Source organism: Campylobacter concisus, from assembly GCF_003048555.1.
In the GTDB taxonomy this organism is placed as follows: domain Bacteria; phylum Campylobacterota; class Campylobacteria; order Campylobacterales; family Campylobacteraceae; genus Campylobacter_A; species Campylobacter_A concisus_AO.
In genome coordinates, this window is sequence record NZ_PIRR01000014.1 from 23,185 (window position 1) to 43,021 (window position 19,837).

At 38.9% G+C, this 19,837-nt stretch carries 19 protein-coding genes; 12 read left to right on the top strand and 7 right to left on the bottom strand.

Annotated features, from left to right (window positions below):
* Positions 1–7 precede the first annotated feature (7 nt).
* From CVS92_RS03890 to CVS92_RS03920, 6 genes are all read right to left on the bottom strand, one after another.
* On the bottom strand, positions 8–808 hold the full coding sequence (locus CVS92_RS03890) for a hypothetical protein (protein ID WP_107788573.1): 801 nt from the start codon (positions 806–808) through the stop codon (positions 8–10).
* A complete protein-coding gene (queA, locus tag CVS92_RS03895) occupies positions 805–1,827 on the bottom strand; it encodes a tRNA preQ1(34) S-adenosylmethionine ribosyltransferase-isomerase QueA (RefSeq protein WP_107788574.1) in 1,023 nt (340 codons plus the stop codon). Before queA ends, CVS92_RS03890 begins: the two co-directional genes overlap by 4 nt.
* The gene (gene tatC / locus CVS92_RS03900) at positions 1,820–2,578 is read right to left on the bottom strand and encodes a twin-arginine translocase subunit TatC (RefSeq protein WP_107691731.1); all 759 of its coding nucleotides are present in this window, start codon (positions 2,576–2,578) and stop codon (positions 1,820–1,822) included. Before tatC ends, queA begins: the two co-directional genes overlap by 8 nt.
* Positions 2,578–2,976 carry a Sec-independent protein translocase protein TatB gene (gene tatB, locus CVS92_RS03905; protein ID WP_021091442.1) on the bottom strand — a complete coding sequence of 133 codons (399 nt, stop codon included), beginning with the start codon at positions 2,974–2,976 and terminating at the stop codon, positions 2,578–2,580. Before tatB ends, tatC begins: the two co-directional genes overlap by 1 nt.
* 67 nt (positions 2,977–3,043) lie before the next feature.
* Positions 3,044–4,090, bottom strand: coding sequence for a radical SAM family heme chaperone HemW (gene hemW / locus CVS92_RS03915; RefSeq protein WP_107788575.1), 1,047 nt, complete (start codon positions 4,088–4,090; stop codon positions 3,044–3,046).
* 53 nt (positions 4,091–4,143) lie between these two features.
* Positions 4,144–5,028 carry a helix-turn-helix domain-containing protein gene (locus CVS92_RS03920; protein ID WP_107788576.1) on the bottom strand — a complete coding sequence of 295 codons (885 nt, stop codon included), beginning with the start codon at positions 5,026–5,028 and terminating at the stop codon, positions 4,144–4,146.
* Positions 5,029–5,134: 106 nt separating this feature from the next.
* Between CVS92_RS03920 and CVS92_RS03925 the strand changes: the two genes are divergently transcribed.
* The 12 genes from CVS92_RS03925 to cmoA all read left to right on the top strand — a co-directional run bounded on the left by CVS92_RS03925 (position 5,135) and on the right by cmoA (position 17,356).
* Positions 5,135–7,093, top strand: coding sequence for a TonB-dependent receptor domain-containing protein (locus CVS92_RS03925; protein WP_107788577.1), 1,959 nt, complete (start codon positions 5,135–5,137; stop codon positions 7,091–7,093).
* 1 nt (position 7,094) lies between these two features.
* A complete protein-coding gene (locus CVS92_RS03930) occupies positions 7,095–8,192 on the top strand; it encodes a PepSY-associated TM helix domain-containing protein (RefSeq protein ID WP_107788578.1) in 1,098 nt (365 codons plus the stop codon).
* 64 nt (positions 8,193–8,256) lie between these two features.
* Positions 8,257–8,721: an RNA pyrophosphohydrolase gene (locus CVS92_RS03935; protein ID WP_021091471.1), complete on the top strand. Its 465-nt coding sequence runs from the start codon at positions 8,257–8,259 to the stop codon at positions 8,719–8,721.
* Positions 8,721–9,923 (top strand): aspartate kinase, encoded by a 1,203-nt coding sequence (locus CVS92_RS03940; RefSeq protein ID WP_021091541.1) that lies wholly within the window; start codon positions 8,721–8,723, stop codon positions 9,921–9,923. The genes CVS92_RS03935 and CVS92_RS03940 overlap by 1 nt, the downstream gene beginning before the upstream one ends.
* On the top strand, positions 9,923–10,465 hold the full coding sequence (locus CVS92_RS03945) for a HobA family DNA replication regulator (protein WP_072594585.1): 543 nt from the start codon (positions 9,923–9,925) through the stop codon (positions 10,463–10,465). The genes CVS92_RS03940 and CVS92_RS03945 overlap by 1 nt, the downstream gene beginning before the upstream one ends.
* On the top strand, positions 10,466–11,086 hold the full coding sequence (locus CVS92_RS03950; protein WP_107788579.1) for a DNA polymerase III subunit delta': 621 nt from the start codon (positions 10,466–10,468) through the stop codon (positions 11,084–11,086).
* The gene (gene folP, locus CVS92_RS03955) at positions 11,083–12,222 is read left to right on the top strand and encodes a dihydropteroate synthase (RefSeq protein WP_107788580.1); all 1,140 of its coding nucleotides are present in this window, start codon (positions 11,083–11,085) and stop codon (positions 12,220–12,222) included. The genes CVS92_RS03950 and folP overlap by 4 nt, the downstream gene beginning before the upstream one ends.
* Before the next feature lie 25 nt (positions 12,223–12,247).
* The gene (locus CVS92_RS03960; RefSeq protein WP_107788581.1) at positions 12,248–13,108 is read left to right on the top strand and encodes an NADAR family protein; all 861 of its coding nucleotides are present in this window, start codon (positions 12,248–12,250) and stop codon (positions 13,106–13,108) included.
* A 41-nt stretch (positions 13,109–13,149) separates the two neighbouring features.
* Positions 13,150–15,093: an NAD-dependent DNA ligase LigA gene (gene ligA, locus CVS92_RS03965; protein WP_107788582.1), complete on the top strand. Its 1,944-nt coding sequence runs from the start codon at positions 13,150–13,152 to the stop codon at positions 15,091–15,093.
* Positions 15,083–15,796, top strand: a complete 714-nt coding sequence (locus tag CVS92_RS03970) for a TlyA family RNA methyltransferase (RefSeq protein WP_107788583.1) — start codon at positions 15,083–15,085, stop codon at positions 15,794–15,796. Before ligA ends, CVS92_RS03970 begins: the two co-directional genes overlap by 11 nt.
* The gene (locus CVS92_RS03975; RefSeq protein ID WP_107788584.1) at positions 15,762–16,655 is read left to right on the top strand and encodes a bifunctional riboflavin kinase/FAD synthetase; all 894 of its coding nucleotides are present in this window, start codon (positions 15,762–15,764) and stop codon (positions 16,653–16,655) included. Before CVS92_RS03970 ends, CVS92_RS03975 begins: the two co-directional genes overlap by 35 nt.
* On the top strand, positions 16,652–17,356 hold the full coding sequence (gene cmoA / locus CVS92_RS03980; protein WP_103633694.1) for a carboxy-S-adenosyl-L-methionine synthase CmoA: 705 nt from the start codon (positions 16,652–16,654) through the stop codon (positions 17,354–17,356). The genes CVS92_RS03975 and cmoA overlap by 4 nt, the downstream gene beginning before the upstream one ends.
* A 146-nt stretch (positions 17,357–17,502) precedes the next feature.
* On the opposite strand, the gene CVS92_RS03985 is transcribed toward cmoA, so the two are convergent.
* Complete coding sequence (locus CVS92_RS03985) at positions 17,503–19,782, bottom strand: molybdopterin oxidoreductase family protein (RefSeq protein WP_320205035.1); 2,280 nt, start codon at positions 19,780–19,782, stop codon at positions 17,503–17,505.
* Between the last annotated feature and the right edge of the window lie 55 nt (positions 19,783–19,837).

Sequence of the window (19,837 nt, forward strand, 5' to 3'; positions counted from 1 at the left end):
AATCGGTCTATTTCTCAAGCGAATTTTTAAAAGCTAGCTGAAAGCTATCTGTGCTAAAGGGTTGCTTTAATACTGTGACATGATTTGGCAGATCGTTAGCCGACTCATCGCTTTTACAAATAGCTACAATACGAAAATTTTTAATATTTTTAAACTCAAGTATATCTTCTAGCATCGCTTCATTTTTTAAAATTTTACTATCGATAAAGATAACAAATGGGGTAAAAATAGAATCTTTTATATGTCTCATTAGATTGCTAAGGTCGTTTTTGCCGATAACTTTTAGACCTAAAAAATTTATCTGAGCACTAATGGTGTCAAATAAAGCATCGTCATCGCAAGCGACTAAGATATTTGTATTTGTTTGATTTTTGATATTTATTTGTCTCTGTGTAGCTCTATCGCCAGTTAGTGCTGCGCTAAAAGATATTAAAAATTCTCCATCATTGTGAGAGATCATAGATTCATTTGCTTTTTTTAGATAGTCATTTATCTTGCTGAGATAGTAATGACTTGGTCTCATTACGCTATGGCTAGATTTTATCTTAATGTCAAAATGTACAGATTTGGGACTATAATTTTTAAGTTGAAAGAGAATGTAAATGTCTGCATATTCGGTAGAGTAAAGGAAAAATTTGCAAATATTTTCAAGTGTTTTTATGAGATTTGTAGCATCAAATTTTAAAAGCCTTGGATAACTTGGATCGTAGCTAAAAATGATGGAATTTTTAGTATCTTGCGCATCTTGGTATATGGCGCTAAGAAAAATTTCCATTCTGTTTATGATATCGATATGCTTATCTTTCATATTATCAACATCCCGTCGCCGTATGAGTAAAATCTATACTTTTCATCAACTGCCGTTTTATAAATTCTCATCGTCTCTTCAAGCCCTATGAAGCTAGTAACTAGCATTATTAGAGTTGATTTTGGTAGATGAAAATTTGTAAGAAGGTAGTTTTGTCTAATTGGTTTATTATTTAGGTTTAAAAATAACTTACAAAAGCCGCTTACTTGCTTGCTCCTTGCAAATTCTTCAACACATCTAGTAACCGTCGTGCCAACGCCAAGGATTGGTTTATTAGAATTTATAATCTCTTGAGCTTGCTCGCTTAGCTCGTAAAATTCTGAGTGCATTTTGTGGTCATTTATATTTTGGCACTCCACGCCTTTAAATGTCCCAGCGCCAACATGAAGCGTAATGTAGGCGACTTCATGCTTTGTTTTTATCTGCTCTAACATTTGTTCGCTTATGTGAAGGCTAGCTGTTGGAGCTGCCACTGCGCCACTATTTTTAGCAAATATGCTTTGATACCAGCTCTCATCATCCTTTGTATCAGCTCTTTTAATGTATGGCGGAAGCGGGACGTGGCCGATCTTTTCAAGCTTACTAAAAAGGTGAACATTATCAAGCAAAATGCCATTTTGCGTAAAATTTACCACCCTTGTGCCATCGTCATTTAGCTCAAGCACATTTACTTTTAGGTTATCAGGAAAATTTAAAATGCTACCAGCGCTTACTTTACCTCTTATATAGACACTAAATTTATTTTCGCCTATGGGCTGATTTAGCATCACTTCGCAAGCCCCGCCGCTTTCTTTTTGTCCTAAAATGCGAGCTTTGATAACTTTTGTGTTATTAAAAATGACCGCTGCGTCCTCTGGGATGAGGTTGGAGAGATCTTTAAATTTGTAGTGTTTTATCTCTTTTGTATTTTTAAAATAGACAAGCAATCTTGCCTCTTCTTTTGGCAAAACTGGCTCTTTTGCGATGAGCTCTTCTGGCAAAAAATAATCATAACTTGAGACGTCGTTTATATTACTCATCGCTTGCTACATCGCTGTCTTGTTCTTCTTTTTCGTCTTCATCGTCGCTCTTGCTAGCTCTTTTGGCGACGATTATTGAAATTCCATAAAGTCCGATGAGTGGTAGCGCCATTAAGACTTGACTTATCACATCAGGTGGTGTAACGATAGCTGCAAAGATAAAGATGATAACAACAGCGTATCTGAAGTAATCTTTTAGCATTTTGTCATCGACAAGTCCGATCTTTGCTAGGAAAAATGTAATGACTGGTAGCTCAAATGAAATTCCAAAGCCAATTAGTAGTTTTGCAAAAAAGCCAACATACTCGCCAATGCTTGGTAAAGCCGTAAAGAGCTGGCCACCAAAATTTACCAAAAATGCAAAGCCAAGTGGGATGACCACGTAGTAACAAAACGCCGCCCCGCACGCAAACATAAATGAAGCTGAGATGACAAATGGGATCACATATTTTTTTTCATTGTCATAAAGTCCAGGAGCGACAAATAGCCAAAACTGCCAAAAAATGATAGGTAGCGCGATCACGACACCAGCAAAAAATGCAACCTTCATTGCTGTAAAAAATGGCTCTTGAATTTGAGTAAATATGATATTTGAGCCAGCTGGCAATACCTGTTTTAGTGGTTCGCTCATCCATGCAAGCAGTGGGTTCCAAAACGTAAAGCAGATGCCAAAACAGACAAAAACGCTTACTATGCTTATAAAAAGTCTCTTTCTAAGTTCGATTAAATGGGGTCTTAGCTCTTCAAACATTACGCCTCTTTTTTATCGTTTAAGATCGCATCTTTAACTAAATTTGTTGGATTTTGTATATTTTCTACCGTTTTTTTCGTGTCGCTTACGACGTTTTGTATGCTTTCAGTGACGTCGCTTGCGCTTTTCTTGATTTCGTCAAGCTCTTCAAAAGTAAGCTTTTTGCGCACACTTTGCGTACTTTTAGTTATGCTTTCTTTATATTTTTGGGCATCTTCTTTTAGCTCAGCTATCTTCATTTCTTGATCAAATGTTGATTTTGCGTCATTTATGCCTTTTTTAAACATTTTTAGAAATTTTGCAATCTGAACCATCGCGCTTGGCAGCTTGTCAGGACCTAAAACTAACACTGCAATAATGGCGATAACTAAGATTTCAGAAAAACTCATTCCAAACATTTTTGCCTCTATTAAATTTTATTTAAGCTTAGTATTTTATCTTGACTTTGCTCAAAATTTTATAAATTTAGCCCTCGATAAAGAGTGCGATCTCGTCACTTAGTAAGAAATTTGGATTGTAAAATTTGCCATTTTTAAAGAGCAGTTTTTCATTTTTTACAAGTATATTTGCTCTTTTTATCTGAGCCTCACTTAAGCGTCCAGCCTCCACGCCCACGATGCTTCTAAGCCCTAAAAATATATGCTCTCTTGCTAGCTCGCTTTGGCTTAAAATTTCTCTTTCTCTATGCGTTGGCTGAGCGATGTAGGCGTCTATGCTACTTTTGGCGTAGTATCTGGTGCCATCCACAAAACCCACACTAAAAGCCCCTGTGCCAAGGTAGTTTTTGCCCTGCCAGTAGCCAAGATTATGTTTGCAAATTTGACCAAAATTTGAAATTTCATACTGCCCAAATCCAGCAAGCCCAATTTGCTCTATCATAAATTTAGCCAAAGTGTCGCTATCCTTTTTATAGCTTTTTTTGCCAGCAAATGGGGTATTTTCTTCAAGTGTAAGAGAGTAAGCACTTATGTGCGTAATAGCAAGGCTTTTTAAATTTTTAGTTTCAGCTAAAAGGCGTTTTTTAGTGTCAAATTTTGTGTCGTAGATGAGGTCTAAATTTATATTGCTAAAGCTAGCTGCCCCGGCATTTTCAACTGCTTTAAAAATTTGCTCTCTGCTGTGAATGCGTCCTAGAAATTTTAGCTTATCTTCAAAAAAACTTTGAGCGCCAAAGCTTATGCGATTTGCGCCTAAATTTTTAACATGCTTTAGCCAAGTAAGACTTGCTGAGTTTGGGTTTGCTTCAAGTGTGATCTCGGTTGTTGGAGTGCAAAGAGGCGCTAAAATGCTAAAAATTTCATCATAAAATTTAGCATTTACCGCACTTGGTGTGCCGCCACCAAAAAAGATAGTAGAAATTTCTTTTACATTTTGGCTTTTTAGCTGAAAATTTAGATCAAGGCAAAGTGCCTTAAAGTAGGCGCTGACCTTGTTAAATTCGTCATCGCTTGAGCCAAAGGCGCAGTAGGGACATTTGCTTTCACAAAATGGCACGTGGATATAAACTTGCAAATTTCTCTCTTTTAAATTTTGAGGATTATAAGAAATTTGGCATTTATAGTAGTTTAAAAGTAGCTTTTGGTCTTTAAGAGTTTGCTTGGCAAAAAGCCAAAATTTATCTTAAAAATTTTTGCAAAATGTGCAGCATTTGTATAGCCTACGATATTTGCAGCTTCTTTTATGCTGATATCATTTTGCTCTAAAAGAGTAAAAGCGAGCTTTAGACGCTCTTTTGCTAAGAGTTGATAGATCGTATCTTTGAAAAATAGCTTAAAATTTTTCTTTAGCCAAAAGTCATTTGTGCCACAAAGATGAGCTAGCTCTTTGATACTTGGAGGATTTTGCATACGACTTAGCAAGATCATTTTAGCCTTTAAAAGAGTCTTTTCTTCATCTCTACTAAGTGAAATTTCGCTCTCTTTTCGTATTTTACTTTTATAAATAAGCTCTAAAATTTTTGACTCGGTAAAAATTTCCCTCATTGCGCCTTCATATAAATTTGTCGTCTCAAGTTCGTTCAAAACGCAAATTTGAGCTAAATCTTTTTTATATTTCAAAAGCTCAAATTTATCATCAAATCTAAGTCCAGCAAATATCTCAAGCTTATTTGCGTAACTTTCGTCAAAAAGTAGTGTTTTTGTCTTATAAAATTTATTTTGATACTCAAAGATACCTTTAAAATCGTCATTAACAAGCCCAATGCAAAATTCATCTTTGTTTAAAATATACTCTTCTCTATCAAGCTTAAAGCAAAGATCGTTTTTAGCCTCATTAAACATTAAAAATAGGTATTTTTTAGACTTTTGACGATCTATTTTTATCCTGCCATTACATAAAATTTCACTTTTTAGATAGCTAATACCGCTGCTTTGCTTGAAAAACTCTACGTTTATTTGCTTTTCCTTTTGAGATATCTTTCTCGTTCCATATTTTTTGTCTAAATTTATCATTTTATCCCTCAAGCGTTAAATTTAATCCCTTTAGCGTTACGTATGATATTGATAACGATTATTTAATTTTAGTAAAATGCGCATTAAATTTTTATAAGGAGTTTTTGTGAAAAGTGCATTAAAAATTTCTATTTGTGCGGCAATTTTTATAAATTTACCGCTTTTTGCAAATGAAGATAAGGTTCTGCCAGAAGTTAAAGTAGTGAGTGCAACAGGTTTTGAGCAAAATATCAAAGACGCACCAGCAACGCTTAGCGTTATAACCAAAGAGGCATTAGAAAAGAAAAATCACAAAGATATCGAGAGTATGACAAGGGATATTCCAAGTCTTTTTGGAGCAACTCTTGGGGCAGCAAATAGACGAGGAATTTCTATTCGAGGTCTTTCTCAAAGACATACAAAAATTTTAGTAAATGGTATGCCAGTACCTGGTGATAACGCCTATAAAGGGCTTAGAAGCGTTGGAGGCTCATATAGTTTCATTCCGCCAGCAAGTGCGATAAGCCGTATCGAAGTGATACGTGGACCTATGAGCTCGCTTTATGGAAGTGACGCACTAGGCGGAGTTATAAATATCATTACAGATGAGTTTAGTAATGAATTTGGTGCAAATCTTGGCTCAAGCTATAAATTTGCAAGAAATAAAAATATAAGTGGCGAGCTTTACAATAGCCTTTATTTGCACTCTGGACTAATAGAAGATGTTTTAAGCGTTTCTGTTTATGGTAAAAATTTAAATAAATCAGAAGATAAGATTTCTTATGCAAACAGAGAGCAAAAGGATAGAAATTTTGGTGCAAAGCTATTTTTTAGGCCAAATGAAAATAATGATCTTAAGCTTGAGCTTGCAAGAAGCGATGTAAAATTTAAAAGAACTAAAGGCAAAACTTTAGCCTCTGGCACAAATAATAGCTCAGTAGATCTTGAGCGAATAAAGGGCGATATGATAAATTTAAGCCACGAAGCAAGACTTGATAATATCTTGCTTCAAAGCTATTTATCTTATGGCAAGATAAAAGAGATAGCACAACAAAATTTAACGTTAAAGACTCTAAATTTTGATACAAAAGGCTCATATTTTACCGATAATAATGCCCTTACATTAGGACTAAATGCTAAAAAAGAAAAGCTTGACGAAAAGGCTACCACAGCAGATGCGGCAAATGTAAAAAGGTATGATGTTTCACTTTATGGCGAAGATGATTATCATCTTACAAAAGATTTTATCTTAAGTACTGGTATTCGCTATAACTACGATGAAAACTATGGCTCGCACGTTTCACCAAGAATTTATGGCGTCTATAGCTTAAGCGACTTTTTTGCTCTAAAGGGTGGAGTTAGCACAGGTTATGCGACACCTGATATCAAGCAACGAACACAAGATCTTGCGTTGCCGTTTGCTGGGGGACTTGGAGCACAGCTTGGTAGAAGTAGTCTTAAGCCAGAGACGAGCGTAAGCTATGAATTTGGTGGCGTTTATAATAATAATGAAGGTTTTGAAACATCTTTAACTGGCTTTTACACAAGCTTTAAAGACATGTTGGGTACACAGCTTATCTGCACCCCAAGACCTGGCAATCCTTGCAAGCACAAAGGTAAAATTTACCGCCGCGGAATTTGGGAAAGTGTAAATATCGGCAAAGCTGAAATTTATGGAGTTGAGTTAACAAATGGGTGGCAGGTAACAAATGCTCTTAGACTAAATCAAAGCTACGTCTATACAAAATCAAAACAAAAAGATGGATCAGAAGTTGGCAAAAGCTTAAACAACTATCCGCTTCATACATTTAAATTTGGAGCGAACTACGAGCTAAATAGATGGCTAAATTTCTGGTCGCAGATAAATTATTATGGTAGAACCAAAGAATCACTTAGCTATGATGATGACATAAGAGCTTATGTGATCGCAGATCTTGGCATAAACTACAATGTAACTAAAAATTTCAGCCTAAACTTAAGCGTTTATAACCTCTTTAATGAGTATTTTACGACAAGATCGGGCAGGTATGACATCTTAATAGCTGACGGACAAAAGATCGAACTCGGTTTTAATTTAAAGTTTTAAAATGTTAAAAATTTGGCGGAAATCTCACTTAATTTTAGCTCTTATCTTTGCTTTGCCGCTTTTGATAATCTCAATTAGTGGAGCGATTATTTCGTACCATGATGAGATAATTGAGGCTTTTAGCAAAGATGAGATAGACATAGCAACTAATAAAAGTGCTTTAAAAATAGATGAAATTTTAAAGGTCTTTAGTAAGACTTGGCCAAATTTTAACCTTAGTTATATAAAGATAAAAGGCGAGACAAATAGAGCTTATGTGGTAAGTGGCACAAGTGAGAATGGCGAGTTTAAGTCGTTCTTTGTAGATCCTTATACGGGCGAGATAGTCTCTGAAAATAGTGTGGAAAAATTTATAGGGCTAGCTTTAAATTTACATAAAAATTTAGGACTAGCTCTATTTAAAAATGAAAATTTATCTAAATTTGCAAGTGAGCTGGTGGCGATCTCGACGCTTGCACTACTTGTGATTTTAATAACCGGGGTGCTGATACATTTTTGGAGATTTAGAAGCAAATTTATTAGCGCCTTTAAGCTAAATCTAAAGGCAAAGAAATTTGCATTTTTATATTCACTGCATGGATTTTTAGGACTTTATTTGGGAGCCATTTTGCTTATTATCTGTGTTAGCGGTCTATACTTTTCTTATGAGAGCTTTGCTAAGGTTATAAATCAAATTTGTGGCGAGCAAAAGGTATTTAAAAAGCCAAATTTTACTAGCAAAAATGGCTTTAGCTTAAATGAAGAGCAAAAGGTAGAAAATCTTCAAAAAGCTTATGAAATTTTTACTTTAAAATTTGGAAATGAGTTTGACGCTTTAAATTTTATTCTCAATAAAGATGGCGTAAAATTTATGATCTTTTACTTGCCAAAAGGTGCTAGTGAGAGTGATGGCATTAGGCTTGCGGTCGATACTGCAAGTGGAGAAATTTTAAAAAATACCATGCCAAAATCTTTTGAAATTTATAAATTTATGCTTGATCTGCACGCTGGATATATATTCGGAGAGGCTGGAAAATTTATCTTTTTTATGGCTTCTTGTGGAGTAGGCGTGTTACTTTTTAGCGGTTGTGTGATTTACTACAAACGGCGTAAAAAGTAGTTTTTATTTATCTATCTCTTAACTCTTTTTAGTTATTATCCCAAATAAAATTTTTGGAAAAATCATGCAAAAAAAATACAGACCAAATGTGGCAGCTGTTATTTTGTCTAGCTTGTATCCATTTAAATGTGAAATTTTAGTCGCAAAAAGGGTGGATATGGATGATATTTGGCAGTTTCCTCAAGGCGGAATAGATGAAGGTGAGAGTCCAAAGCAGGCCTTAAAAAGGGAGCTTAAAGAAGAGATCGGAACTGATAAAATCGATATCTTAGATGAGTATCCGCAGTGGCTAAGCTACGACTTTCCAGCAAACGCGGCAAAGAAATTTTATCCATTTGACGGACAGACGCAAAAATATTTTTTGGTTAGACTTAAAAATGGTGCCAGCATAAATTTAAAGACAGAGCATCCAGAGTTTAGTGAGTATAAATTTGTAGATTTTGGTAGAAGTTTAGAGGGAATAAATCACTTTAAAAAGCCTATTTATGAAAAGGTTTTGAGTTATTTTAAAGAGAAAGGATATTTTTGATGTTGATCGTTCAAAAATTTGGCGGAACTAGCGTAGGAACACTTGAACGCATCGAAGCTGTGGCAAATAGAGTTATTGAGACAAAAAATAGCGGTGCAGACGTAGTTGTGGTAGTTTCTGCGATGAGCGGAGTTACAAATCAATTGGTTGAATATAGTGAGTATTTTTCAAAACATCCAGATGGCGTCGCCACTGATATGCTTTTAAGCTCTGGAGAACAAGTAACGACCGCGCTTTTAACGATCGCACTTAATGCAAAAGGCTATGCGTGTGTGGGTATGACAGGTGCGATGGCAGGCATAATTACCGATGATATTCATACAAAAGCAAGGATCGAAAGGATAGAGACTGCCAGGCTAAAAGCCGAGCTAAAAGCTGGCAAAATCGTAGTTGTGGCTGGCTTTCAAGGTATAGATGAAAAAGGTAATATCACAACCCTTGGTAGAGGTGGTAGTGACCTTAGTGCAGTTGCATTAGCAGGGGCGCTTGATGCTGATCTATGCGAAATTTTTACCGATGTTGATGGCGTTTATACGACTGATCCAAGGATAGAAAAAAAGGCAAAAAAACTTGAGAAGATAAGCTATGATGAGATGCTTGAGCTCGCTTCTGCTGGCGCAAAGGTACTACAAAATCGCTCAGTCGAGCTAGCAAAAAAACTAAATGTAAAACTCATTACAAGAAGTAGCTTTAATCACAACGAAGGTACATTAATAGCAAAGGAAGATGACAATATGGAAGCAGTTTTAGTAAGCGGAATAGCACTAGATAAAAATCAAGCAAGAGTAACACTAAGAGGCGTAGTTGATAAGCCTGGCATCGCAGCAGAAATTTTTACAGCCCTTGCGCATGAAAATATAAACGTAGATATGATAATCCAAAACGTAGGACATGACGGCACTACAAATTTAGGCTTTACAGTGCCACAAAATGAGCTTGAGCTAGCAAAAGAGACTATGCAAAAGCTCTCGGCTGCAAAACATATAGAATTTGATGATGCGATCGTGAAAGTTTCAGTGATCGGAGTTGGTATGAAGAGCCATAGTGGCGTAGCATGTTTGGCATTTGAAACGCTTGCAAAAGAGGGCATAAATATCCAAATGATCTCAACAAGCGAGATAAAAATTTCAATGATCGTTGATCAAAAATATGGCGAGCTAGCGGTTCGCGTACTTCATGATGCTTATAAGCTAGATAAATAATGCAAGATTTTATTCAGTGGACGTTAAAGGCTATTAGGGACGAAGGCCCTTTGATGAGCTGGATGGAGGAAAGGCGTGTTGAATGGACGCCTTTGCTCGCATCTAGGCTTAAATTTTTACTTGAAGGAAGGGCTTTTATAACTATAAGCGATGAAGAGCGAAGATGGTTTGAAATTTATCTTTTAAAAAAGATGAATCATTCAAAAAGCATAAGGCCATTTTTGCCATTTTTTAGCCTAAGATCGCTTTATCCATCGCTTGATGAGATAGAGACAAATGAGCAAAAGCAGCTTCTAAAAGATATGCTAAGTCTTGCTTTTCCAAACGGATACTTGTTTTTTTATATCGGAAAGAGCCTTGATAGATATGCGAATTTAGCTAAAAGCGATGAGGATAGTTATATGTGGCTATTTGACGAGCAGGCACAAAATAGCTTTACTCTTAGCTCAAGCGATGAAAATTTAGACGTTAAGCTAATAAGCCTTTGCAAAATTTTTGATAAAAGCATCGATGCTGCACTTTTTGCTAAGGTGATACTCTAAATGCTCAATAAAATCGTAGTTACAAGCGATTTTGAAAGTTTAAAAGCCAAGCTTGAAAGCGAGTTTGGCATAAATAATTTAAGATTTTTTATAAGCGATGATTTTTTGCTAGAAAACGCAAAAGAGGTCATCGCAGAAGCATACATTGCTGAAAAAGATGAAAAAATTTTAGTAATAAATGCTAATTCTTTTAGGACAGAGGCTCAAAATGCACTTTTAAAGATCATCGAAGAGCCTCCAAGAAATATCAAATTTATAATAGCAACGCAGAGTAAAAATTTACTTCTACCAACGATTAGATCAAGAATGCTCATAGAAAATAACCTCACAAAAAAGCCAAAAATAACTCTTGATCTAAATTTAAAATCGCTTAGCCTAAAAGAGCTAACAAGCTTTATCGATCAAAAGATCGCAGACGAGCAAGCTCAGAAATTTGGCAAAAACGAGTTAAAAGAGCTTGTTGGCGTTATCGTGACAAAGGCAGTTGATGCTGGGTATAAATTTAGTGGCGAGGAGATGGATTATTTTTTCTCGCTTATTAAGCTAGCTGATCTAAATGCCAAGTCTCACGCCGTGCTAACGCCACTGCTGCTTACTATATTTCAAAAAGGACGACGTTGAAATTTTATAAGGTAAATAACAAAAGTGACTTTGATGAAATTTGCAAAGCCATCTCGTCAAGTCCTGCTGGTGCGAAGCTCATGCATGAAAAGAGCGAGATAAATTTTATATTTATAGACGAGATAAAAACCCCAGCGGCAAATATTCTAAAGCAAGATGCCCTAAGCGTTGGAGCTGAGCTTGTGACGCACAAAGATACGATTTTGGGCAAGCAGAGTCTAAATAAAGCATTGCTAATGGCGACAAATGCGCAGCTTAGGCAGCTAGCTAAAAAGGAGAAGTTGCAAGACTTTGGACTTAAAAATTTAGCAGCCTTTTTGGAAACAAAATTTATAAAGCCAGCAAAGCCTCTTATAATGGGCGTTGCAAATATAAACACAGATAGCTTTAACGAACAAAGCCGCATAAATACGCAAAATGGCATAGCGAAAATCGAAGCCATGATTGAAGCAGGTGCAGACTATATCGACCTTGGTGGTGTTAGCTCAAGGCCAGGGAGCGAGTATTGCGGCCGTGAAGAGGAATTTAGACGCATAAAAGATATCGTAGAGGAAATTTATAAGCTAAATTTACATGAAAAGGCGAAATTTAGCCTTGATAGCTTTGATCCTTATTGCCTTGAATTTGCCCTAAATCACGGCTTTAAAATGATAAATGACATCACGGCAAACACCTCACTTGCCACGCTTGCGGCGCAATATGATGCTGAGTTTTGCATGATGCATATGCAAGGAGACCCAGCCACTATGCAGGTTGCGCCAAAATATAACGATCTAATCGGCGAGATAGCGGACTTTTTTGAGCAAAAGATAGCCCTGGCTAGAGAGCTTGGCGCCAAAAAGCTAGTGCTTGATGTGGGTATTGGCTTTGGCAAGACAGCTGAACAAAATTTACTGCTTATTAAGCATTTGGAACATTTTTTAAAATTTGACTGCCCGCTACTAGTAGGTGCTAGCCGCAAATCAGTCATAAATCACTACCACCCAAGCGAGGTCAAAGACCGCTTGCCAGGCTCACTTTACCTGCATCTAAAGGCCTTCGAAAACGGCGCACAGATCATTAGAACACACGATGTGGCCGAGCACAAACAGCTTTTTGATATGCATGAGGCGATGAAGCAAGCCACGCTTTGGTAGGCCGCTTGGCTAAAAAAGAGGCTAAATGAAAAATTTATTGCCGCCACCTTGGATCAAATTTCCAAGTATGGATCCATTTTCCATTGGCTGGAGGATGGGCGCTGGCGAGGATTATAAGTTTAAATTTAATGACTGGCTAAAAACACTCAGCCAAGATAAGCAGCGCCAATATCAGCAGCTTTTTCCTGAGCCTGCAACGTGGCATGGATACTGGGATGAAAGTCTAGGCTCTGATGAGAGCACGCTTTTTATCAACGATGATTTTGCTATCGACCTTTGGGAGTGCGAGCCTAGATATGGGTTGAAGTGGCTTAAAAAGCGCTACAACGCTGGCAAGTCGGATAAATTTATTCTATTTTGGGGTCATCAAAAGAGTGCAGGCATAAGTGCAAGCTGCCTTAGTCAGTGGTACGCCTCTAGTTTTTGGCAAGATGAAACTAGATACCTTTGCGCTGAGCAATATATGATGGCTAAAAAGGCTGAATGCTTTGGTGATAAAGAGGCTTTGGAGGAAATTTTATCCGCCAAAGATCCAGCGCAGATGAAGGCACTTGGCAGGCAGGTGCGAGGCTTTGACGCTAAGGTCTGGGACGAGGTCAAATTTGGCGTCGTGCTAAATGCGAGCTATCTAAAATTTAGCCAAAATGCCCCTTTGCGTGAATTTTTACTACAAACTGGGAGCAAAATTTTAGTCGAGGCAAGCCCGGTTGATAAAATTTGGGGCATAGGCTTGGGCGCAAGCGATGAAAATGCGCAAAATCCTATGAAGTGGCGCGGGCAAAATTTACTTGGCTTTGCGCTGATGAGGGCTAGAGACGAGATAGCAAAGGTCTATAAAAATGTCCATTTATGTGACGCGAGAGAGCTAAATTTGGATCATTTATAAAGTATGTTTAAGATAAAATGCGGTGTAAATTTGGAGCAAAAATGACAAAACAAGAGTATGAAAAAGCGGTAGATACGCTAAATGTGTGGGCAAAGGCCTACTACGACGAGGACGAGCCACTTGCAAGCGACGAGGAGTATGACGCGCTATATCACGCGGTGCTTGATTATGAGCAGGCAAATCCAAGCGAAATTTCTATCTTTTCACCTACAAAACGCGTGGGTGGTACTGTAAAAGAGGGCTTTAGTAAGGCTAGTCACATCAAACGAATGTGGAGTATGGAAGATATTTTTGATCTAGGTGAGCTTGATGCGTGGCTAAAGCGTGGTGATAAAGAGAACTTAACCTTTGTTGCTGAGCCAAAATTTGATGGAGCGAGCTTAAATTTGCTTTATGAAAACGGCGTTTTAGTTAGAGCGATCACGAGAGGAGATGGCGTTACTGGTGAGGATGTGACGCAAAATGCAAAGACGATAAATTCTGTTTTAAAGAGCATTGATTACAAAGGGCTAATTGAAATCAGGGGCGAGGTTGTTATAAGAAAAGAAGACTTTGAGCTACTAAACGCAGAGCGCGCAAAAGAGGGCGAGGCACCACTTTCAAACCCTAGAAATGCCGCAGCTGGCAGTCTAAGACAGCTTGATAGCGCAGTCACTGCAAAAAGAAAGCTGCTTTTCATACCTTGGGGCGTAGGCGAGCAGAGTCTTGGGCTAAAAGATCACAGCGAGGTGATGAAATTTGTGCGTGATCTTGGCTTTGAAAGAGATGATTTTTTTAAAATTTTAACAAAAGACGAGCTTGAAGCTGCATACAACGAGCTTTTGGCGAATCGTGACTCAAAGAGCGTGATGATGGATGGTATGGTGATACGTGTAAATGACCTTGCACGCTGCGAAGAGCTGGGCTATACGGTCAAATTTCCAAAATTTATGGTAGCGTTTAAATTTCCAGCTATTGAAAAGGTGACTAGGCTAAAAGATGTCGCACTTCAGGTTGGCAGAAGTGGCGTAGTAACGCCTGTTGGCGTGCTTGATGAGGTAAATATCGATGGAGCTAATGTAAAATCAGCCACGCTTCATAACTTTGATGAAATAGAGCGCCTTGGCGTTATGAAAAACGACTACATCGGCATCATCCGTTCAGGCGATGTCATACCAAAGATCACAAAGGTTTATAAGGATAGGCGCGATGGTAGCGAAGAGGCGATAGAAAGGCCTAAATTTTGCCCAGTTTGCGGCTCACGCTTGCTTGATGAGGGAGCGTTTTTAAAGTGTCAAAATTTAAGCTGCAGGGCAAGAGTGGTGGGCTCTATCATCCACTATGCATCGAAAAAATGCCTAAATATAGATGGTCTTGGCGATGCGATCGTAAATTTACTATTTGATAAGGGGCTAATTTCCTGCATAAAAGACATTTACGGCCTTAAATTTGATGATCTCATTGCGCTCGAGGGCTTTAAAGAGAAAAAGGTAAATAACCTTTTAAATGCGATAGAGGCTAGCAAAGGTGCGGAGCTATCTCGCTTTATCACCGGCCTTGGCTGCGAGCACATCGGCGAGGTGGCAGCTAAAAAGCTAGCAAGTAGTTTTGGGCTGGGCTGGCTTGATGCTAGTTTTGAAGAGCTTGTCTCGCTTGAGGGCTTTGGCGTGGAGATGGCAAATAGCCTAATTGACTTTGCCGAGGTAAATAGAGCAGAAATTTTAGCCCTTAGCCAGATCGTGCAGCCAAGCGTGACGCAGGCGCAGAGCATCTCAAATGCGCTAAGTGGCAAAACGGTCGTGATAACTGGCACGCTAAGTCGCCCAAGAGATGAGATAAAGGCGGAGCTTGAGAGTTTTGGTGCAAAGGTTTCAAGCTCAGTTTCTAAAAAAACGGACTTTGTCTTAGCCGGCGAGGAGGCTGGCAGTAAGCTAGAAAAAGCAAATGAGCTAGGCGTGCTGGTGATCGATGAGAGCGAATATGAGAGGCTAAAACTTGAGGTTTGATAACTATGTCGCAAGCGTTTTAAATATCAGTAGAAACAAGGCGAGCGAGCTAATAAAATCTGGCAAGGTGCTTTCAAACGGAGAGATTTGCACCAAGGTTTCAAGTGAGGTTAGCGAGGCTAAAATTTCGCTGCTTGATGAAATTTATGTTGGACGAGGGGCGCTTAAGCTAAAAAGCTTTTTGGAGACGATGAAATTTGATCTAGCTGGCAAAAATGCACTTGATATAGGTAGCTCGACTGGTGGCTTTATGCAAATTTTGCTTGAGCGTGGCGTAAAAAGCGTGACTGGTGTGGATGTTGGCACCGATCAACTTGACGCTAGCCTAAGAAGCGATGAGCGAGTAAAAATTTATGAAAAAACTGATGTCAGGGGGTTTGCAAAATCGCATCAAAATAAATTTGATCTAATAACTTGCGATGTTAGCTTTATCTCTTTAGCTGAAATTTTGCCTGCCATTTGTGAGCTAGCAAGTGAGAATTCGCTCATTATCACGCTTTTTAAACCGCAGTTTGAAGTGGGCGTCGGCGTAAAACGAAATAAAAAAGGCGTCGTCACTGATATGAAAGCTATAAATTTAGCGATGAAGAGGTTTGAAGTGATGGCTAATGGCCTAGGATTTAAAATGATAGTTTGCAAAGAGTGCGAAGTAAAAGGGAAAGAGGGAAATGCCGAATTTTTCTACGCTTTTAATAAAAGATAACATCACTGCCGTTGCGATTGGGCATTTTGACGGCGTGCACAGAGGGCATAAACAGCTTTTAAAGCAGCTAGGCGAGTTTGGCGGACTTGTCGTGATCGATAAAAACAAAGCCAACATCACGCCAAAGCTAAAGCGAGCGGAGTACTCAAACTATCCTTGCTTTTTGTACGATTTTGAGAGTATAAAAGGGCTTAGTGGCGAGGAATTTATTGCGCTACTAAAACATGATTTTAAAAATTTAAAAAAGATCGTTGTTGGCTTTGATTTTAGATTTGGTAGAAACAGAGCGTGGGACAAGCACGATTTGAAAAGAATTTTTGATGGCGAGGTAGTGGTCGTTGATGAGGTTTGTTATGACGGCATGGGCGTGCATAGCTCATCCATTAGAGAGCTGATACGCCAAGGCAACATCGAAGAGGCAAACAGGCTAATAGGCAGGGAGTACTCAATCGAGGGCAATGTGATAAAAGGACAGGGCATCGGTGCAAAGGAGCTAGTTGCAACGCTAAATTTGGATGTAAAAAATTATCTTTTGCCTAAAGACGGCGTATACGCCACAAGAACCAGGATAGGCTCATATACCTACGGCTCGGTCACATTTATAGGCAATAGGCTTAGCACGGATGGAAATTTTAGCGTCGAGACACACATATTAGACGAGGTCGCGCCAAAAGTAGCGAAGCATGTCGCGGTTTGTTTTATAAAGCGCCTAAGAGATAATAAAAAATTTGACACACTTGAAGAGCTAAAAGAACAGATCAAATGCGATATAAACGCAGCTAGAGCTTGTGTTGGCGTGTGCGATCTTTTTGGCAACGAGACAATGAGATACTTTGATGGATACGGAGCTGGCATATGAGAGATGAAATTTTTAAAGAGCCTATAAGCAAGCAGTTTGAATTTGACGACTTTGTAGCGAGCGTTTTTGACGATATGATCTCGCGCTCGGTGCCATTTTACGACGTGAGCTCAAATCTAAACGCAAAACTACTTGCTAAAATTTTGCCAAAATCAGCAAAAGTGTGCGACCTTGGCTGCTCGACGGCAAATAGCTTACTTTTACTAAATAATCTTAGAAACGATCTCGTGCTAAGCGGTGTTGATAACTCTGAGGCGATGCTAGCAAATGCAAAAAACAAGGCAAAGGCTTATGGGGCTGATATAGAGTTTATTTTGGATGATATCTTAGAGTGCGAGCTAGAGGGCTTTGACGCGGTTTTGGCAAACTACACTTTGCAGTTTATCAGACCGCCAAAAAGGGCTGATCTGGTGCAAAAAATTTATAACGGACTAAATGAAAATGGCGTCTTTTTGTTTAGTGAAAAGATCATCTTTGAAGATAAAAAGCTTACTAAAAGCGTCATAGAAATTTACGAGGACTACAAGCAGGCGCAAGGCTACTCACGCTACGAGATCGCTCAAAAAAGAGAGGCACTTGAAAATGTGCTGGTGCCATACACTGAAGAAGAAAATAGAAACTTAGCCCTAAATGCTGGCTTTAAGCGTGTCGAGAGCACGTTTAAATGGGGAAATTTTATGAGCTTCATTGCATTTAAGTAAATTTAAAAATATCTGCTTTTGTGTTTAAATATAAAATTTAATCACAAACAGTGAATTTAAAATTTAGATTTTACTTTGCAATGTCAGCATTTTTGGATAATGAAATTTAATAGTAAAGAAATTTAGCGGGATAGCTCCCGCTAAATTTACTCATTTATCGCTGCGTTTCCGTGGTGGTGGAAGTCATCGTAGATGATCTTTGAAGTTTGGAATTTCTCGCGTTTTAGCTCGCGAACTCGTAAAAATTCCTCTTCATCGATCTTTTTGATCTGGATAGCTGCTTTAAATGTCGGAGTTTTACTGATGTAGTCCCAACCGCTGCTTGTTAGCTCGTTGCAAGAGCTCTCCCAGTAGTGGAAAGTCATCTGTATGATGCCATCAGGCACGATGTCAGTCACTTCAGCTTTTACGACGATGTAGCCGTATCTACTCCATGCTTTGATGAAGTCGCCTTGTTTTAAACCGTATCTTGCTGCAAGTGCTGGATTCATTTCGGCGATAGGTCCGATGCTATCTCCGCCTTCTTCGATTGCTCGTGAGCGTCTTGTCATAGTGCCAACGGTGTATTGATAGACCTTTCTAGTGGTTAGAAGCTGTATCGGATACTCATCGTCAGTCTTTTCATCGACTGAGCCAGCCATGATAGGATACTCAGGCGACATATTCATCTTCTTAGCAAACTCAAGTTTTGCGCTCTCGATCTTATCGGCCTTATCCACAAAGAGGCATGGCACAAAACGACCTTTGCCATCAGGTGTGAAAAATTTCTTATCAAGATACAAGCTTTGACCGCCCATATCATCTTCATTTGGACATGGCCAGTGTAGTCCGTGATACTTTTTGATACGGTAATAACTCATACCGCCATATCGTCTTGGATCGCATTTTCTAACTTCTTCCCAAATTTCTTCTGGTGAGTTGAAGTTAAAGCCCTCTGTTGCACCTAAACGGCGTGCGATCTCGCAAACGATCCACCAGTCTTGTCTAGCATCTCCTGGAGGTGTGATGACTGCTTCGTTGTGCTGTACGCGGCGCTCTGCGTTTGTATAAAGTCCTTCTTTCTCGCTACTTGCAACGCCAGGAAGTATGACATCAGCTTTTAGTGAAGTCTCGGTTAAGAATAGATCTTGTACGACGTAGAAATCAACATGAGCGATACCTTTTAGGAAGTGGTTTGTATTTGGCTCAGAGATGACTGGATTTTCGCCGATAGTCCAGAAGAAATGAACTTTGCCATCAAGGATCGCATCAGGTACTTCGGTTTTGTGAACGCCTATTTTTGAGCTCAAAAATCCAGGTTCTAGGTGCCACATTTTTTCAAACCAAGCTCTTTGTTCTGGATCAGTGACTGAGCCAAGATTTGGGAAAATATTTGGTAAAACGCCCATATCACAGCAGCCTTGAACGTTCTCTTGACCTCTAAGCGGCAAGTCGCCTGTGCCAAGCTCGCAGATATTACCAGTGATCAAGAATAAATTTGATACATCGCAAACTCCGCCGACGCCGTGGTTAAAGTGAGTTACACCCATGCCGTGAGTGATGACAGCTGGCTTTGTGGTAGCGTACATTCTAGCAGCCGCTCTGATATCCTCTGGATTTAGCCTTGTGTATTTAGCTACAACCTCTGGAGCATAGTCTTTTACAGCTTCTTTGACATACTCAATACCTATTGTGTGGTCTCTTACAAATTCCTCATTTACAAGGCCTTCTTCGATGATAGTATAAAGAAGTGCGTTGATAACTGGAATATTATGTTCTGGCTCTAGTTGTAAGTGAATGTCTGCTCTGCTTGCAAACTCAGTCTTAATAGGATCAATAACGATCAGTTTCGCACCGCGGTTTAGCGCTCTTTGGATGTGCATAGCTGCGATTGGGTGACCATTTTCTGGGTTTGAGCCTATCATTAATATACAGTTGCTATAAGTGCCAATCTCTGTAAAGCTATTTGTGGCAGCTCCGTTTCCGATTGTTTTAGCAAGTCCTGCTACTGTCGGAGCGTGTCAAATTCTAGCGCAGTGGTCGACGTTGTTTGTGCCAATTACAGCACGCATTAATTTTTGAGCGACGTAGTTGTCTTCAAGTGTGCAACGTGCTGAGAAATTTCCGGCTAATGCATCTGGGCCATATTTTGCTTTGGTCTCTTTCATTTTTTCTACGACAAGATCAAGTGCCTCGTCCCAGCTAGCTTCCTCAAAATCACCATCCTTTGAAAATACGCCATTTTTCTTTCTGATAAGTGGTTTTGTGAGTCTATCTGGACTTGCAACGTAATCCCAGCCATAAAAGCCTTTTAAACATAAATTTCCTTGATTGACTGGATTGTCTTCAACGCCAGTGGCGGCACGAACGACATTGTTTTCCACATGCAAGGTTACTTGACAGCCTGTCCCGCAATAAGGACAGATGACTTTGCCTTCTTTCATCATTTTCTCCTTTGCTATGCAATATATGCATATTTTTATATGGATAATATTAGTAGCC

Coding starts and splice junctions, on each gene's coding strand:
- CVS92_RS03890 (WP_107788573.1), bottom strand. CDS start 808: ATGAAAGATAAGCATATCGATATCATAAACAGAATGGAAATTTTTCTT.
- queA (WP_107788574.1), bottom strand. CDS start 1,827: ATGAGTAATATAAACGACGTCTCAAGTTATGATTATTTTTTGCCAGAA.
- tatC (WP_107691731.1), bottom strand. CDS start 2,578: ATGTTTGAAGAGCTAAGACCCCATTTAATCGAACTTAGAAAGAGACTT.
- tatB (WP_021091442.1), bottom strand. CDS start 2,976: ATGTTTGGAATGAGTTTTTCTGAAATCTTAGTTATCGCCATTATTGCA.
- CVS92_RS03920 (WP_107788576.1), bottom strand. CDS start 5,028: ATGATAAATTTAGACAAAAAATATGGAACGAGAAAGATATCTCAAAAG.
- CVS92_RS03930 (WP_107788578.1), top strand. CDS start 7,095: ATGTTAAAAATTTGGCGGAAATCTCACTTAATTTTAGCTCTTATCTTT.
- CVS92_RS03935 (WP_021091471.1), top strand. CDS start 8,257: ATGCAAAAAAAATACAGACCAAATGTGGCAGCTGTTATTTTGTCTAGC.
- CVS92_RS03940 (WP_021091541.1), top strand. CDS start 8,721: ATGTTGATCGTTCAAAAATTTGGCGGAACTAGCGTAGGAACACTTGAA.
- CVS92_RS03945 (WP_072594585.1), top strand. CDS start 9,923: ATGCAAGATTTTATTCAGTGGACGTTAAAGGCTATTAGGGACGAAGGC.
- CVS92_RS03950 (WP_107788579.1), top strand. CDS start 10,466: ATGCTCAATAAAATCGTAGTTACAAGCGATTTTGAAAGTTTAAAAGCC.
- CVS92_RS03960 (WP_107788581.1), top strand. CDS start 12,248: ATGAAAAATTTATTGCCGCCACCTTGGATCAAATTTCCAAGTATGGAT.
- ligA (WP_107788582.1), top strand. CDS start 13,150: ATGACAAAACAAGAGTATGAAAAAGCGGTAGATACGCTAAATGTGTGG.
- CVS92_RS03975 (WP_107788584.1), top strand. CDS start 15,762: ATGCCGAATTTTTCTACGCTTTTAATAAAAGATAACATCACTGCCGTT.
- cmoA (WP_103633694.1), top strand. CDS start 16,652: ATGAGAGATGAAATTTTTAAAGAGCCTATAAGCAAGCAGTTTGAATTT.